Annotated in this window: 14 protein-coding genes; 8 read left to right on the top strand and 6 right to left on the bottom strand. The window is 39.9% G+C overall.

Annotation, left to right across the window (positions count from 1 at the left end):
• Window positions 1-18: 18 nt before the first annotated feature.
• The 3 genes from AC0UMU_RS10440 (at window position 19) to galB (ending at window position 6,220) form a co-directional block, all read left to right on the top strand.
• Complete coding sequence (locus AC0UMU_RS10440) at window positions 19-2,574, top strand: glycoside hydrolase family 3 C-terminal domain-containing protein (protein WP_423767147.1); 2,556 nt, start codon at window positions 19-21, stop codon at window positions 2,572-2,574.
• A 93-nt stretch (window positions 2,575-2,667) separates the two neighbouring features.
• Entirely contained in the window at window positions 2,668-3,666 is a 999-nt protein-coding gene (locus AC0UMU_RS10445; protein WP_022601065.1) for a family 43 glycosylhydrolase, read from the top strand.
• Window positions 3,667-3,781: 115 nt separating this feature from the next.
• Window positions 3,782-6,220 carry a beta-galactosidase GalB gene (galB, locus tag AC0UMU_RS10450; protein ID WP_031258545.1) on the top strand — a complete coding sequence of 813 codons (2,439 nt, stop codon included), beginning with the start codon at window positions 3,782-3,784 and terminating at the stop codon, window positions 6,218-6,220.
• Window positions 6,221-6,314: 94 nt separating this feature from the next.
• Here the strand turns inward: galB and AC0UMU_RS10455 are convergent, their stop codons facing one another.
• Window positions 6,315-7,772: an aminoacyl-histidine dipeptidase gene (locus AC0UMU_RS10455; protein WP_009318603.1), complete on the bottom strand. Its 1,458-nt coding sequence runs from the start codon at window positions 7,770-7,772 to the stop codon at window positions 6,315-6,317.
• Window positions 7,773-8,009: 237 nt separating this feature from the next.
• On the opposite strand from AC0UMU_RS10455, the gene AC0UMU_RS10460 reads away from it, so the two are divergent.
• A complete protein-coding gene (locus tag AC0UMU_RS10460; protein ID WP_122337795.1) occupies window positions 8,010-8,222 on the top strand; it encodes a hypothetical protein in 213 nt (70 codons plus the stop codon).
• A 29-nt stretch (window positions 8,223-8,251) separates the two neighbouring features.
• Window positions 8,252-8,848 (top strand): OmpH/Skp family outer membrane protein, encoded by a 597-nt coding sequence (locus tag AC0UMU_RS10465; protein ID WP_122337796.1) that lies wholly within the window; start codon window positions 8,252-8,254, stop codon window positions 8,846-8,848.
• A gap of 62 nt (window positions 8,849-8,910) precedes the next feature.
• Here AC0UMU_RS10465 and pgeF read toward each other — a convergent pair whose 3' ends face one another.
• From pgeF to AC0UMU_RS10490, 5 genes are all read right to left on the bottom strand, one after another.
• Window positions 8,911-9,726 carry a peptidoglycan editing factor PgeF gene (gene pgeF / locus AC0UMU_RS10470; protein WP_122337797.1) on the bottom strand — a complete coding sequence of 272 codons (816 nt, stop codon included), beginning with the start codon at window positions 9,724-9,726 and terminating at the stop codon, window positions 8,911-8,913.
• Window positions 9,723-10,850 carry a GTPase ObgE gene (gene obgE, locus AC0UMU_RS10475; protein ID WP_009318599.1) on the bottom strand — a complete coding sequence of 376 codons (1,128 nt, stop codon included), beginning with the start codon at window positions 10,848-10,850 and terminating at the stop codon, window positions 9,723-9,725. The genes pgeF and obgE overlap by 4 nt, the downstream gene beginning before the upstream one ends.
• A 151-nt stretch (window positions 10,851-11,001) precedes the next feature.
• On the bottom strand, window positions 11,002-11,574 hold the full coding sequence (locus tag AC0UMU_RS10480; RefSeq protein ID WP_278716733.1) for an adenylate kinase: 573 nt from the start codon (window positions 11,572-11,574) through the stop codon (window positions 11,002-11,004).
• Window positions 11,575-11,645: 71 nt separating this feature from the next.
• Window positions 11,646-12,182, bottom strand: a complete 537-nt coding sequence (gene hpt / locus AC0UMU_RS10485; protein WP_022601074.1) for a hypoxanthine phosphoribosyltransferase — start codon at window positions 12,180-12,182, stop codon at window positions 11,646-11,648.
• 106 nt (window positions 12,183-12,288) lie between these two features.
• On the bottom strand, window positions 12,289-13,611 hold the full coding sequence (locus AC0UMU_RS10490; RefSeq protein ID WP_278716730.1) for a peptide MFS transporter: 1,323 nt from the start codon (window positions 13,609-13,611) through the stop codon (window positions 12,289-12,291).
• A gap of 120 nt (window positions 13,612-13,731) precedes the next feature.
• Here AC0UMU_RS10490 and AC0UMU_RS10495 point away from each other — a divergent pair, with 120 nt between their 5' ends.
• From AC0UMU_RS10495 to AC0UMU_RS10505, 3 genes are all read left to right on the top strand, one after another.
• Window positions 13,732-15,312, top strand: coding sequence for an NAD(P)H-hydrate dehydratase (locus tag AC0UMU_RS10495; protein ID WP_278584078.1), 1,581 nt, complete (start codon window positions 13,732-13,734; stop codon window positions 15,310-15,312).
• Between the two features lie 88 nt (window positions 15,313-15,400).
• Window positions 15,401-16,480 carry a DUF4831 family protein gene (locus AC0UMU_RS10500; RefSeq protein WP_278716729.1) on the top strand — a complete coding sequence of 360 codons (1,080 nt, stop codon included), beginning with the start codon at window positions 15,401-15,403 and terminating at the stop codon, window positions 16,478-16,480.
• Between the two features lie 15 nt (window positions 16,481-16,495).
• Entirely contained in the window at window positions 16,496-17,086 is a 591-nt protein-coding gene (locus tag AC0UMU_RS10505) for a nitroreductase family protein (RefSeq protein ID WP_031258553.1), read from the top strand.
• Window positions 17,087-17,227: the final 141 nt, after the last annotated feature.

Consider the following 17,227-nt stretch of genomic DNA (forward strand, 5'->3'; position numbering starts at 1 on the left):
CTGCTTATGACAAAAAAAATGAAATTAATGCGAAAAGCGCTGTCAGGAGTCGGCCTGTTCATGGCCTTAACTCTTCATGCCCAAAACGAACAACCGTTATACAAGGACATGAATGCTCCTATTCATGACAGAGTTATGGATCTTCTTTCCAGAATGACAGTCGAAGAAAAAGTATCGTTAATGATACACAATGCTCCGGGAATTCCTCGGTTAGAGATAGATAAATATTATCACGGTAATGAGGCACTGCACGGGATCGTACGCCCCGGTAAATTTACCGTATTCCCTCAAGCAATCGGTATGGCAGCCTCATGGAATCCCGAATTGATATACAAAATATCGACCGCCATCTCTGATGAGGCCCGAGGAAAATGGAATGCGTTAGGATTAGGGAAAAAGCAACTGGACGGTTCGAGTGACCTACTCTCGTTCTGGTCGCCTACGGTAAACATGGCCCGCGATCCCCGCTGGGGACGTACTCCCGAAACTTACGGGGAAGATCCTCATTTAACAGGAACTCTCGGATGTGCTTTCGTAAAAGGGCTGCAAGGAAATCATCCCAAATACTTGAAAGCCGTAGCTACTCCCAAACATTTTGCAGCAAACAATGAAGAACATAATAGAGCCCTTTGTAATGCCGTAATCTCAGAGCGAGATTTACGGGAATATTATTTACCTTCATTCGAAAAATGTATCGTAGAAGGTAAAGCGCAATCCATTATGACCGCATACAACGCTGTTAATGGCATACCTTGTACGGTAAATACTTATCTGATAAAAAAAGTGCTACGTGAAGATTGGGGATTTCAAGGCTATGTAGTAACGGACTGCAGTGCTCCCGCATGGATGGTAACACAACATAAATATGTAAAAGATTATGAAACGGCGGCCGTATTGATGGCTAAAGCCGGATCGGATATGGAATGTGCAGACAATGTTTATACCCAACCTTTATTGAATGCATATTACAATTACCGGGTAAGTGACGCCGATATCGATTCCATTGCTTATCATCTGCTTCGCGGACGGATGTTGCTCGGTCTATTCGATGATCCGGAAAAAAATCCATACAATAAAATAAGTCCGGAAAAAGTCGGATGTAAAGAACATCAGGAATTAGCTCTTGAAACAGCCCGTCAAAGTCTTGTATTATTGAAAAACGAAAATAACTTCTTACCGATCAATCCGAAAAAAATCAAATCGATCGCCGTTGTTGGAATCAATGCCGACCGTTGTGAATTCGGAGATTATAGCGGTACGCCGGTTAACGAGTCTGTAACGGTGCTCGAAGGAATAAAAAGATTAGTTGGCGATCAAGTGAAAGTGGTACATGCTCCTTGGGTATCCAGTGCAACAGGATATGAACCTATTAATAAGAGTTTCTTTCCGGACGGATTGAAAGCCGAATATTTCAACAATAAAAATCTGGAAGGAACTCCGGCTGTCCGCACTGAAGAAGAGCTATATTATGACCCGGTAAACAGACCACCAGATCCGTTTCTTCCGAAAGCTCCGATGTCGGCGAGATGGACGGGAGACCTACTCCCGACCGTCTCAGGTGAATATACGCTTACTCTAAAAACCGACGATGGCTGTCGCTTATATTTGGATGACAAAAAACTGATCGATTCATGGGTAGATCGTCCCGCCACAGACGATAAGGTGTTGGTAAACCTCGAAGCCGGAAAAAGATATAAAATCAAAGTCGAATATTTCGACGGCGGAGGAGACTGTTTCGCACGTCTTTACTGGAAAGCTCCCGACCTCGACAGTCGTGATCGTATCAACCTGTTCGGCGAAGCAGGTAAAGCGGCTAAAGAGTGTGACATAACCGTTGCCGTATTGGGGATAGACAAATCTATCGAACGCGAAGGTCAAGACCGTTATACGCTCGAATTACCGGCAGATCAACAAGAGTTTATCCGGGAAATATACAAAATAAATCCCAAAACTGTTGTCGTATTAGTGGCCGGAAGCTCTATCGCAATCAACTGGATAGATGAAAATATTCCTGCAATTATCGATGCCTGGTATCCCGGTGAACAAGGAGGAACGGCCGTTGCTGAAGCCCTATTCGGGAAATATAATCCGGGAGGACGTTTACCATTGACTTTCTATAATTCGATGGACGAATTGCCTCCTTTCGATGATTACGCCGTTAAGAAAGGCCGTACATACCAATACTTTACCGGAAAACCGTTATACGAATTCGGATATGGACTCAGCTATACCAAATTCAATTACAGAAAACTGAATATCGCATCAAAACAGGATACGATCAACATACAGTTCTCAATCTCGAATACAGGTAAATACGACGGAGACGAAGTCGCCCAAGTATATGTGCAATATCCTGAGACCGGAACATACATGCCGATCAAGCAACTGAAAGGATTCAAGCGGGTTCACATCAAAAAAGGACAGACCCAAAATGTATCTATTTCAATCCCGAAAAAAGAGCTTCGCTATTGGGATGAAAAAACGAGAAAGTTTGTAACGCCTTCAGGTAATTACATTTTCCAAGTAGGTAGTTCTTCACAAAGGATCAATCTTCAAAAAACTTTTGCTTTATAAAAGCAGATTTTCAGGAGGTTGTGCAAAATAGCGCAACTTCCTGAAATAAAACAAAATAAAGAATAACGTAATTCAAATTAAAATGTAATTACAATGAAAAAAAGATTATTGTTTATTTCGTTGCTGGCTGTAGCAATCGCAGGAATATCCGCTTCTTCAGTCTCCGGTGCAAATGCTAAAAAGAAGAAAAAAAGTACTCCGGTAACCTTAGGTCCTAATCCTTTTATCACACACATGTTCACAGCAGACCCGTCGGCTCATGTATGGAAAGACGGACGCTTATACGTTTATCCCTCCCACGACATAGATCCTCCTCGCGGATGTGATTTGATGGACCGCTACCATGTCTTTTCTACCGATGATATGGTAAACTGGAAGGATCACGGAGAGATTTTGAACTCGAGCCAAGTGCCTTGGGGACGTCCCGAAGGCGGTTTTATGTGGGCTCCCGACTGTGCGTATAAAGACGGTACATATTACTTTTATTTCCCTCATCCGAGCAGTTCTGACGTACATTGTTCATGGAAAGTCGGAATCGCAACAAGCAAACATCCGGCAAAAGATTTTAAAGTACAAGGATATATCAAAGGCATTGACGATGCTTGCGGAATGATCGATCCCTGCGTATTTATCGATGATGACGGACAGGCTTATCTTTATCATGGCGGTTGTGGCAGAATCATCGGCGCCAAAATGAAAGACAATATGATGGAACTGGCGGAAAAACCCCGAAGTATGGAAGGACTGAAAGATTTTCATGAAGGAGCTTGGGTACATAAAAGAAACGGAATTTATTATCTGATGTATTCCGACAATGTCCCCCATCCCGAAGGTAACCGATTGGTTTATGCTACCAGTACAAATCCATTAGGGCCATGGACCTACCAAGGTGTGATTCTGGAAGCAACAGGTTCGGGAACAAGTCATGGTTCTATCGTAGAATACAAAGGCGAATGGTTTCTCTTTTATCACAACAGCGACCTTTCCGGTGGAAAACCGGAATTACGTTCCATTTGTGTAGACAAACTGTATTACAATCCCGATGGAACTATTCAATTAGTAAAACAAACCAAAGGGACTCCTAAAAAATAATAGGATTCAATACGAATAAAATAACAAAAATTACACTCACTATCATCTTCAGATACCGGATATAACCTCTATTTAGGAAAGTATCCGGTATTTTCTCTAAATAAAGATAAAACATATGACCCAAAAGTTATTTCTTTCTCTTTTTTCAATCTTTCTCTTTTTAAATGGATACGCTAAGAATCGAGAAATCATGCCTCTCGATAAAGAATGGTTATTTCAAAAAAAAGATATAACCGAGCCCATCCAAATCTATACATCATGGGATACCGTAAATATTCCTCACGATTGGGCTATAAACGGACCTTTCGATCTAAATCAAGACATGCAATTCGTGCAAGTCATTGAAGATGGTGATAAAGAAGCAAAACTCCGCACCGGAAGAACGGGAGCATTACCCGCCACCGGAATGGGACAATATCGGAAAGAATTATTTTTACCTGTAGAAAAATCTACACAAAGAGTATATATCGAATTCGATGGAGTAATGAGCAATGCAAAAATTTATCTAAATGGAGAGTATATAGGAGAGCGTCCTTATGGATATTCTTCGTTCTCATTCGACCTAACTGATCATTTTAAATTCGGTAAAAAAAACATTTTGGATGTGACAGTAGAAAACAAACCTGAAATGTCCCGATTTTATACCGGAGCAGGTATCTATCGTCCTGTCAGATTAATATGCACTTCTCCTATACATGTAGCCCATTGGGGAACATTCATTTGCACACCCGAGATCTCTACAAAGAAAGGATCGGTATCAATAAAAACCAACATAAATGCATTCACTGAAAAAAAAGGAAAAATAAAACTGATTACAGAGATATATGACCCTTCAGGTAAATGCGTATCTTCTGTAAGCTCATCAAAAGATATAATGTCCACTCTTCTATTCGAGCAAAACTGCACAGTAAAAAAACCCGCGCTATGGGATACAGAACATCCACATCTATATACAGCGGTATCTAAAGTATATTTTAACGGTGAACAAACAGATATATATAAAACGACATTCGGATTTCGTACAATAAAATTTGATAAAGACAAAGGGTTTTTCCTCAATGAAAAAGCGACAAAAATAAAAGGAGTATGCCTGCATCATGATTTAGGACCATTAGGAGCAGCCGTAAATCTCAGAGCGACCGAACGCCAATTGGAGATAATGAAAGAAATGGGTTGTAACGCTATACGTACCAGCCACAATCCTCCATCTATTGAACTTCTTGAATTATGCGATAAAATGGGACTTATGGTACAGGTAGAAGCTTTTGACGAGTGGAAAAACGGAAAATGCGTAAACGGATATAATACTCTGTTCGATAAATGGGCGGAAAAGGACCTGACCGACCTGATTCGTCGCGACAGAAATCACCCATGTGTCATTATGTGGAGTATCGGTAATGAATTACGCGAACAAGATCAAAAAGAAGGCGGTCAGATAGCGCGTTTTCTCTCAGATATAGTACACCGGGAAGACCCCACCCGTCCCTCTACGGCAGGCTATAATAACCATATCGGTGCTATTATAAACGGTCTTGCAGATGCTGTCGATCTTGTCGGATTCAATTACAAACATTACGACTATCAAACCCAACATGAGAATCATCCTGAATATATTTTATACGGAAGTGAAACCAGCTCGGCTGTAAGTTCACGCGGAGTCTACAAATTCCCGGTAAAAGACAACTGGACTCCTTGGTATAATGACTATCAAATATCAAGTTATGATATGGATTATGTCCCTTGGGGTAGTGCTCCTGATACAGAATTCGAAAAACAGGATGACAACGAATTTCTTTTAGGTGAATTCGTATGGACAGGTTTCGATTATCTGGGAGAACCTTCTCCATACGGCGAAGGTGCGCCATCCCGCAGCTCTTATTTCGGGATAGTAGATCTGGCAGGGTTAAAAAAAGACAGATATTATTTATACCAAAGCCAATGGAGCAACAAACCGGTTTTACATGTTATGCCTCATTGGACATGGCCTGACCGCTTAGGACAAGAAGTTCCTATTCAATGCTACACAAACTATCCTGAGGTAGAGCTATTTGTCAATGGGAAAAGTATGGGAACAAAAAGGAAAGATAAAAGCCAAAAATTTCTACGTTATCGAATGAGATGGGACAATATCATCTATCAGCCCGGAGAAATAAAAATCATTGCAAAAAATGAAAAAGGTGAACCATGTGAAGAACGCATCATAAAAACAGCAGGAAATCCTGATAAAATATATCTAAAAGCCGATCGCGACACTTTATTAGCCAATGGAAAAGATTTATCTTTTATAACCGTAGAAATACAAGATAAAGAGGGTAACTTATGTCCACGTGATGCATCTTTACTTTTTGTAAAAGTAAACGGTAACGGAAAATTAAAAGCTCTATGCAACGGAGATGCAACCGATCTTATTCCCTTTACATCAAATTACATGCGAGTCTTTAATGGAAAAATGGTTATTATTGTCGAATCTAAAGATAAAACCGGAGAGATCAATATCGAAGTTTCCGGTGAAAGATTAAAAACTTCTTTCTATAAGTTAACATGTCAACAATAAGAACTTCTTAAAATAAACAAAAACAATGAGGCTGAATAGCCTCATTGTTTATTATTCTGATTATATTCCAAATCAACCTTCAAAAAAATAAATATTATTTTTCCGATACTTTCTTAAGGATCATCACCAAATGATTCCAGAACTTTTCAACAGCAGGAATATGCATTTTTTCATCCGGAGAATGAACGCCTCGCAATGTAGGCCCAAAAGAAATCATGTCTAAATGCGGATATTTCGTTAAGAAAAGACCACACTCCAAGCCTGCATGAATCGCCTTTACCTCTGGAGTTACATGATATAATTCTTCATAAGCAGCCACCGCAATATTCAATATCTCAGATTTAAGATTTGGTTTCCAGCCGGGATAACCTTCCCCATGAGTAGCCACTGCTCCTGCCAATGTAAACACGCTTTCTACACGGCAAGCGATTTCTTGCTTCAAAGATTCTACCGAACTGCGCTGGCTGGTAGCAACAACGATCTGATCCTCTCCTACCATTTTCACAGAAGCTAAATTGGTCGAAGTCTCGACAAGTCCGGGAATATCACGACTCATAGATATTACACCATGAGGACAAGCATTCAAAGCATTTATCAAAGCAAAAGTCGTTTGACGGTCGATACAACGATCCTGATGCTCTTCCGACTCCATCGTAATTTTCATATTCGGTTCTACAGCAGACAATTCTTCTTCGATAATCGAGTGGAAAAGATTCAAATCTACCCGAATTTTTTCTTTTTCATTTTTAGGAACACCAATAATAGCCGATGCTTCACGAGGAATTGCATTCCGCAAATTCCCACCTTCGATATGACATAGAACCATATCATATTTCTTAGAACATCTGCATAAGAAACGGGCTAAAATTTTATTGGCATTACCCAATCCTTTATTGATATCACTACCCGAATGACCGCCTTGCAAGTTAGAAATACTTACCCGAAAATAGAAATAATCGGCAGGAGTCATCGTGGGTTTATAGGTAAATGTCGAAGTAGTATCTATCCCTCCGGCACAGCCTATGAAAATTTCCGCTTCATCTTCAGAATCGAGATTAAGCAAATAGTCTCCCGAAATAAAACCTTCTTTCATTCCAAAAGCCCCTGTCAATCCGGTTTCCTCATCTACGGTAAACAGTGCTTCCAAAGGACCATGCTGCAAATTATCCGAAGCTAATACGGCCAACGATGCTGCCATTCCTATTCCGTTATCTGCCCCTAAAGTCGTACCTCTGGCACGTACCCACTCTCCGTCGATATATGTTTCTATCGGATCATTTTCAAAATCGTGAATAACATCTGAATTTTTCTCGCATACCATATCCATATGCGACTGTAAAATTACTCCAGGAGACGATTCAAATCCTTGAGTCGCAGCTTTAGATATAACAATATTTCCCGTTACGTCTTCTTTTGCATCCAAGTGATGCTCCCGTGCAAAATCCAACAAAAAAGCACGTATCTTTCCTTCTTTCTTCGAAGGTCTGGGCACTTTTGTTATCTCATCAAAATAGTGCCAGATCAACTCCGGCTTTAAATCCTTTACATCCATAGTTTTCTTTATAAAATGTTATAATCTTAAAATTATTTTTAAATCAATCTAAAAAATATACCGCATCATCCTAATACGCTGTTCTCTTTCCGCCTATTTATGTCCCGTTTTTTCCTTGACCACATACCGGAAATAATGTTAAAAATATCTGTTTATCCGATATAATAGCCAAAATACGAGCGAGAATCCTGTTAAATCAGAGTTTCTTCTTATATTTGCAATACAAATATAATCAAAATGTGGAATACGATACTTCTTACTATGGCGATTGTTGCTTTGGCATTTATTCTTTTAGGAATAAAGGTAATATTCGTTAAAGGCGGCAAATTTCCGAACACACACATCGGAGCAAACAAGGAGATGAAAAAAAGAGGTATTTCATGCGCATTATCAACCGACTCTGTTGATCGTAACAAGAAGCAATTGGCAGATTTATTAAAAGAAAAGTAAAACATAAGTTAGTAATAAAATTCAAAATTATGAAGATTAGCAGACCCTTTATTCATTCTGTTTTAGCATTCGCTATTGTTATGTTGTTTGTTCAGTGTAACAAAAAAAATAATACGACTGAAAAATCAGCTGAAACACCTGCTGCCCAAGCTACCTCCATTTCAGGTAAATTACCTATTGCATACGTTAATATAGATTCGCTATTACAAAAATATAACTATGCTAAAGATTTGAACGAATCATTGTTGCGTCGCGCTGAAAACTCTCGTGCTAATGTAAATGAGAAAGGTCGTCAATTAGAAAAAGAAATGGCCGAATTTCAACGGAAATATCAGAATAACGCATTTCTTTCTCAAGAACGCCTGCAACAGGAACAACAACGGTTAATGAAAAAACAACAAGAATTGCAAGAATATATTCAGCGTCTCGAAGATGAAAATATGCGCGAACAGCAAAAAATGCTGAGCCAAATGAATGACTCTATCATCAACTTTATTCACGAATACAATAAAGACAAAAAATACGAGGCCATTCTTAACAACGCCAGTACGCTTTATATAGATCCGTCTTATGATATCACAAACGAAATAGTAGATCTGTTAAATAAACGATACGTAAAAAAATAAGAATAGATTTTTTATAAAAGGAACGCGGTACAAAATATGTATCGCGTTTTTTATTATCCCTATTATTCCCTCATGTAAATCCCGGAAACAAACCTACCTGATTTTAAGCCCGAAGTCCTCGCCGAATAAAACAAATCATTATGAATTTTGGTACATAAACCGGCAATTTCAATATGTTTTTCCACTACACCGGCACTACACAAGTCGGTATGGTTAGCTTTCCATAAATCGATATGATATTTTCCCGTAACAGGATGCCGAGCACTTAACTCATCTATATTGAAATATGAACTTCTAAATGCTTCATATACTTCATCTCCGACCTCGAACTGTTCATATCCTATCGACGGACCTATTGCCGCATAAATATCGGCAGACAAAGAACCGAAATGGAGAAACATACTCCTGATTGTTACAGAAACAATATGCTGCACAGTTCCTCTCCACCCGGCGTGTATTGCTGCAATACACTTCTTAACAGGATCATATAACAATACCGGAACACAATCGGCAGTAGTCACACCGATACAAACTTCAGGTATATTCGTAATTAAAGCATCCGCTTGAGAAACGGCTTCCTTTTGTTCATCAGAAGACATCTTCAAGAAGTGTTCATCGACAATTGCAATTCCATTGCCATGCACCTGACGAGGAAGAATAAAATGTCCCGGAGCAATACCGAGCGTCTCTCTAAGCATATTTCTGCGTTCCAATACACGGGACACAGCTTCCCCGGAGTGTACTCCTAAATTAAAAGATGAGTAAGTATCCCCTTCAATAACGCCATTACGAGTCGTAACAAAATTAAAAATGTCGTCAAACGAATTTAACGATTCGAAAGACAACATTTCTATATTTCCTATTTTTATCGATTTCATTCGTCCCAATCATATTCCTCATAAGATTCTTCTTCCTCATCGTCATCATCACCGGCCAGCAACAGTTCATCTTCCTCTTTCACACGATGACTGAAATCCAGATTACGATGAGTCAACGAAGCGACCTTATTATCCTCCTTATTCAGTTCCTCCCACAAAATATCCTTTAATTCGGTAATTCCCTGTCCTGTCACCGAGGATATAAATACATAAGGAATACCCGGAAGATCGGCTTTCAATGCCTCCGTAAGTTCTTCATCCAGCATATCCGATTTAGTAATAGCCAACACCCGATGCTTATCTAATAGTTCAGGATTGAAATTCGCTATTTCATTCAATAATATTTCATATTCTTCCCGAATATCTTTCGAGTCTGCCGGAATCATAAATAACAATAAAGCATTTCGTTCTATATGCCGAAGAAAGCGTAAACCTAACCCTTTCCCTTCACTCGCACCTTCTATAATACCCGGAATGTCGGCCATTACGAAAGAACGGTTATCTCTGTACGAAACAATCCCCAAATTAGGTTCTAATGTTGTAAAAGGATAATCTGCAATCTTAGGTTTCGCTGCAGAGACTACCGATAAGAGTGTAGATTTTCCCGCATTAGGAAAACCGACCAATCCGACATCCGCCAACAATTTCAATTCCATTATGACAGCCTTTTCTATTGCCGGCTCTCCGGGCTGCGCATAACGGGGTGTTTGATTCGTCGCCGAACGGAAATGCCAATTTCCCAATCCTCCACGACCTCCTTTCAGTAAGACAACCTCTTCTCCATGTTCTGTTACCTCGCAAAGAAACTCTCCTGTCTCGGCATCGAACACAACCGTACCACACGGTACTTCTATGATCTGGTCTTCTCCATCCTTTCCGAAACTACGGCTTGCGCCACCCGAACCACCATGACCGGCATACACATGCCGCGAATATTTGAGATGCAGAAGAGTCCAATAATTCCTGTTGGCCCTTAATATTACATGACCGCCTCTACCTCCATCTCCCCCGTCAGGACCACCTTTGGTAATAAACTTCTCACGATGCAAGTGTGCAGAGCCTGCCCCACCCTTACCGGAGCGACAATATATCTTGACATAATCAACAAAATTAGATTCGGCCATAAATTTTTTATTTTACGATTTTTATTTATAAATCAATCTTTTAAAGTGCAAAGATAATGCTTTTTCGACCGTTTATTCAAAACAGACAAAAAAAGAGGCTGCAACTCATCGCAATACGCTCTGAATACAGCCTCTCTAAAATTTTCGCTTATTATAGGTTATCTATCTCTTTTTCAATAGCGGCAAAGATAGATTCGATAGTTCCCATTCCGTGAATAGCTTTATATTTCTTTTCATTTATATAATAATCTTTCAACGGAGTAGTTTGATTGTGATATACGTCCAAACGGCTCTTTATTGCTTCGAGGTTATCGTCCGAACGACCGGATACCTGACCACGTTTAATCAAACGGTCTATCAATTCCTCCTCTTCAACCTCAAGGCCTATGACAGCAGAAACCTCTGCTCCCCGTTCTTTCAACATGGCTTTCAAAGCTTCGGCTTGAGGAATCGTACGAGGGAATCCGTCAAAAATAACACCGTTTTTCGTTTCTTCATTCGAATCCAGCACTTTAGCTAACATATCGATAATGAGTTCATCCGGAACTAATTGTCCTTTGGAAATGTAACCTTCTGCTATTTTCCCCAATTCCGTACCGTTTTTCATTTCAACTCTCAAAACATCACCCGTAGAGATGTGAAACAAGCCGTACTTTTTAATAATCATATCGCTCTGAGTTCCTTTTCCTGATCCCGGAGCTCCAAAAATTACAATATTCAACATACTTATATCGGTTTATTTGTGCACTTTATTGTCACCTTTTCACCGTATTAAAATTTTAAGGTCAAAGATTATTAATCCGCAATCACATAAATATCTTTTAAATTACGCCCCTGTTCGTCATAATCCAATCCATAACCCACGATAAAATCATTAGGTATCTCAAGAGCCGCATAGTCAACATGTACATCGCATTTCAACGCTTTCGGTTTAAAAAGCAGAGTTGCGATTTTCACCTGTTTCGGTTCTCTTTCTTTTAGCTGATTAATAATCCGCTGCATCGTGAAACCAGTATCGATAATATCCTCAACGACTATCACCGTACGATCTTTAATATCTTCATCCAATCCATGAATAATTTTTACGACACCAGTCGACTGCGTACCAGAATAAGATTTCATGCGCATAAATGTGATTTCGCTTTCGATCGTTATTTCTCGTAAAAGATCCGCCGCAAAGACAAATGCACCGTTCAAAACGCAAATAAACAGAGGATTTTCTCCGGCTAATTCGTTATTGATACGAGCAGCTATCTTTTCTATAGCAGCTTTAATTTCCTCTCGCCGAATATAAGGCCTGAATGTTTTGTCTTTAATCTGAATAGTGTCCATCGAATCTTGGATATGTAATGAATTTATAGTCGGCAAAGGTATAACAAATATACCTATTGTAAAAAATAACCGACTATTTTTCTCTTCAGACAAATGAATTTTTAAACTATTTCACCCCGTGCATTTTTCCGGTAAGCCATTTGCTGACTGCCAACAAAAATAACCCAAGTAAAATCGATGTAACCGCAATCACAGCGAAAATACTCATTGCTCCCAACGATACGAAAAACGAAGCGATAAAGCCGGCTGTGATATTCGCAAAGAAACTGCTCAACATCCAGACACCCATCATCAGAGACGCCAGTCTGACCGGAGATAATTTCGATACCATAGAAAGACCTATCGGGGACAAACAAAGCTCTCCCATCGTATGCATCAGATAAGTACCCAAAAGCCACAATAAATTAGCTTTTACAAGAACCGAAGCATCGTCTCCGCCACGTTGCCATACAGCCCCGAGCATCAAAACAAATCCTAATCCCAACAAAATCATCCCCATAGCCATTTTTATCGGTATAGAAGGATTCTTTCCTCTCTTAGAAAGAAATCCCCAAAACATAGAGAATAGAGGAGCTAACAGAATAATGAAAACAGGATTTACCGACTGAAACCATTCTGTCGGAATAACAAATCCTAAAACATTCCGATCAATGTATTTGTCGGTATAAAGGGTGAGCGAACTACCAGCCTGTTCAAATCCGGCCCAAAAGAAAATACAAAAAGCTACAAGAATAAAAATAACCATTGTCCTGTCTTTTTCCTCTTTAGTCAACGGCTCTTTTTCCACATTCCCGTCTTCGTCTTTTTTCAATGCCGGTTCTTTACAAAGATCGCCGAGAAAACGGTTCGACAAGAAATTATAACATATCTGTCCCAACATCATTCCGAGTCCGGCAGCAACAAACCCCCAACGATACCCGTAAGTAATAGCCAAATATCCTGTAATCAAAGGTGCTATAAGCGCCCCGACATTAACCCCCATATAAAAAATCGTATAGGCAGAGTCTTTTCTCGGATCATCAGGTTTATACAAGTCTCCGACGATTACCGCAATATTCGGCTTAAAAAATCCGTTTCCAATAATCAGTAAAAGTAACCCCAACGACAGGAACACAGGATCGGCCTTTGCAGCCAAACAGAATTGCCCGATCATCATCGTAATACCTCCGATCGTTATCGATTTTCGTTGTCCCAAATAATTATCGGCAAGCCAGCCTCCTATCAAAGGCGTGAAATAAACAAACCCTGTAAAAAAGCCATAAATAAGGCTCGCTTGCCTGGCATCGAAACCCAAGCCTCCCTCCATTGCCGTCTTAGTCAAATACAAAATAAGCATGGCTCTCATACCATAATAACTAAAACGCTCCCACATCTCCGTAAAGAACAGAAGGTACAGACCTTTTGGATGTCTCATTATACTCGTACTCATAAAAAATAGCTATCTTTGTTGATATTTAAGTGGCGAAATTAGACAAAAGTTCTATATTTATCCAATATTAAACGATTTATTTTGTAATTATCTTTTTTACATTGCAAAATTCAATACAAAATGAAAATATTCTTTACAAACGAAACAAAGAAACTCGATCGGTTTACTATTGAAAACGAGCCGATCAAGTCTATTGATTTAATGGAACGGGCTGCTTCATCCGTCACATTCGAAATCATATCCCGATGGAAACGCAACACACCGGTTGTCGTTTTTGCAGGTCCTGGAAATAACGGAGGTGATGCTCTTGCAGTTTCCCGAATGCTGATAGAAGAAGGCTATACACTGGACATATATTTATTTAATCCACTTCAAAGATTATCACAAGACTGTCTCAAAAACAGAGACCGTCTGCAAACAATAGAAGGGCTGAAATTTTCAAAATCGGTAAAACAATCCGATTCGACAAACACATTCCCTCACAGCGGCTCACACTTCACGGAGATTATAAACGAATTTATCCCTCCGACACTGACTAAAGGAACACTTGTTATAGACGGATTATTCGGATCTGGATTGAGCAAACCTCTTTCCGGAGGATTCGGGTCTGTCGTACAATATATCAACTCTTCCGATGCTACTGTCGTGTCTATTGATCTGCCATCTGGACTTTTCGGGGAAAACAACATAGAAAATATTCCCCGAAATATCGTTCAAGCAGATCTTACGATCACATTTCAATATCCCAAATTAGCATTCATGTTTGCCGAAAACGAACAATTTACCGGAGAATGGAAAATCGTCGATATTGGTATTCACCCCGATATTATCGAGCAGACCGAAACTAAATATTATTATATCGAACCGGACGAAGCCGCACGCATGGTAATGAAAAGAAGCCGCTTCGTAAGCAAACATAACGTAGGTCATGCCCTGTTAATTGCCGGGAGCAAAGGAATGATGGGTGCGGCAGTACTGGCAGCAAAGGCCGCGTTACACACGGGAACAGGACTGGTGTCGGTTTTGTCGGCTGCTTGTGGAGAAAAAATTCTCCAAACAAGCGTACCTGAAGCGTTATTCATTGCAGATGAACAAGATTCTCACATTTCCGATATAGTTTTAAACCGGACTTATTCTGCAATTGCCGTCGGTCCTGGCTTAGGTCGCCACGAAGAAACCGCCCGGGCATTCTACAAATTGCTCGGACAAATAAAACGTCCGATAGTATTGGATGCCGATGCGCTGAACCTATTAGCAGGACATACGGAACTGATTGAAAATCTTCCGAAAAACACTATTCTAACCCCTCACCACTTGGAATTCGACCGATTATTCGGAAAAAACGACACTTCTTACGAGCGACTGAACAAAGCACGGGAAATAGCTATTCGTTACCACATAATCATTGTCCTAAAGGGTGCTAATACCGCTATCGTCACACCGAAAGGCGATGTGCTCTTCAACAGTTCGGGAAATGCCGGAATGGCTACTGCCGGAAGCGGAGATACTCTGACCGGAATGATCACAGGATTATTGGCTCAAGGTTACCACCCGATACCGGCTGCAATCTTAGGCGTTTTTCTTCACGGGACGGCAGGAGATTTGGCAGCAGAAAGAGACTCTCAAGAATACATAACTGCAGGAGACATTATTTCCCAAATAGGACAAGCCTATAAAAAACTGCATAATTACAGAGTTTAATCTGATAATCAGTATTTTCATTCACAAATTAATTTTATATTTGCATGTGGGTAAAATTCGCATGTATGAATAAAAAAAAACGACTAATATGAAAAAAGGAATCATATCTCTCTGCTTACTCTGCACGATAAGTGCCTTTGCCCAGGAAACAACAAAACTGACGGCCGGAAAGCATAATGAATACGGACTGATTTACTCATTGCCAAAGACGGTTTTCGATATAGAGGTCGTAGCTACCCAAACAATCGTAAAAGCCGGCCCATATTATAAATATGCAGAAAAATATCTGGGTGTACCGGTCAGTATCACCGAGGACAAATCTTCATGGAAATTAGATAAAGCAACGATCAGCAGCTATGGAATAGCGGACAAGGATCAACAATATTTAGTTCAATTCAAATCGGGAAGCACGCCCTATATGTTTCTAAATAAAGACGGTTTACTATTATCGGTAAATACCGATCCTCTGCCTGATAACGCAATATCAAACACTCAAGGGAAAAAGAAAACAGCATCTCCATTAGAGAATAATGAATATGCTTCTGTTCTTACCGAAGAAATGCTGATTTCGGGTTCTACAGCCAAAATGGCAGAGGTAGCAGCCAAACAGATTTACCGGATACGAGAAAGCCGGATGGATCTCTCGACGGGTGACTCCGACCAAAAACCGGCAGACGGAGAAGCATTAAAACTTATGTTACAACAATTAGACGAGCAAGAAAGAAACCTCACGGCTTTGTTCATGGGAACGACTCAAACGCAAACTGTCGTAAAACATTTCACTTGGATTCCACAAGGAGAAACCGCCAATGAAGTAGTTTTCCGTATTTCAGACATATCAGGAATAGTAGGGAAAACCGATCTTAGCGGAGACCCTATTTACATAAATCTCAAGATTACCGAAAAAGGAGAACTCCCGGTAGATGCAAAAGGGAAAGTCAAAGAAATGCCGAAAGGAGCTTTAGCTTATAACATTCCCGGAAAGGCCAAAGCCTCTTTAACGTACAATGGGAAAAATATTTTCTACGGAGAATTTCAAGTTGCCCAATTCGGTGTCGTTTTCGGATTAGCTCCTAACATGTTCGATAACAAAAAAGCTCCGGCTCATGTGACTTTTTATCCTGAAACCGGAGCAATCCGCGAAATAGGACAAACCAGTGACAAATAACTAAAATCAGGACGTATGAAGAATTTATTAATTGTATTGTGTATTCTCCCTGTTATCTTTGGGATCAGTTGTTCCAATACACCGCAAACAGAAAGCACAGGAAATACTGTCTTAGAAAATATATTATCTCGAAAAAGCGTTCGTGATTTTATCGGCAAAAAAGTCGAAAATGAAAAAATAACGATATTATTAAAAGCCGGAATGGCTGCTCCCTCAGGGAGAGATCTCCGGCCTTGGGAACTGATCGTAATACAAAACCGTTCTACTCTCGATTCAATGGCGGCGGAGTTACCTTATGCAAAAATGCTGAATAAAGCACCAATGGCTATCATCGTATGCGGAGACTCTATTCGCTCTTCTTACTGGTATCTCGATTGTTCGGCAGTTTCAGAAAACATCTTATTAGCAGCAGAATCTCTCGGACTGGGTGCGGTCTGGACTGCCGCTTATCCGTATGAAGACCGCATAAGCACGGTACGGAAATATACAAATATTCCCGAAAATATCATTCCGCTCTGTGTTATACCGGTCGGTTATCCGAATGGGACGCAATCGCCTAAAAATAAATTCGATGAAAAGAAAATCCATTACGAAAAATTCCAATAAATTTTCAAATTAATAAATAGATTATCAAAGCCCATTTATTTACATTTACAGTACCTGAATATGCACTGATTTATATCATGATATTCAGGGATATTCAGTAAATGTCCCTAAAAAGTAAGATGGCATATAAAGTCGATAGAG

It is taken from the genome of Coprobacter fastidiosus, from assembly GCF_982245605.1.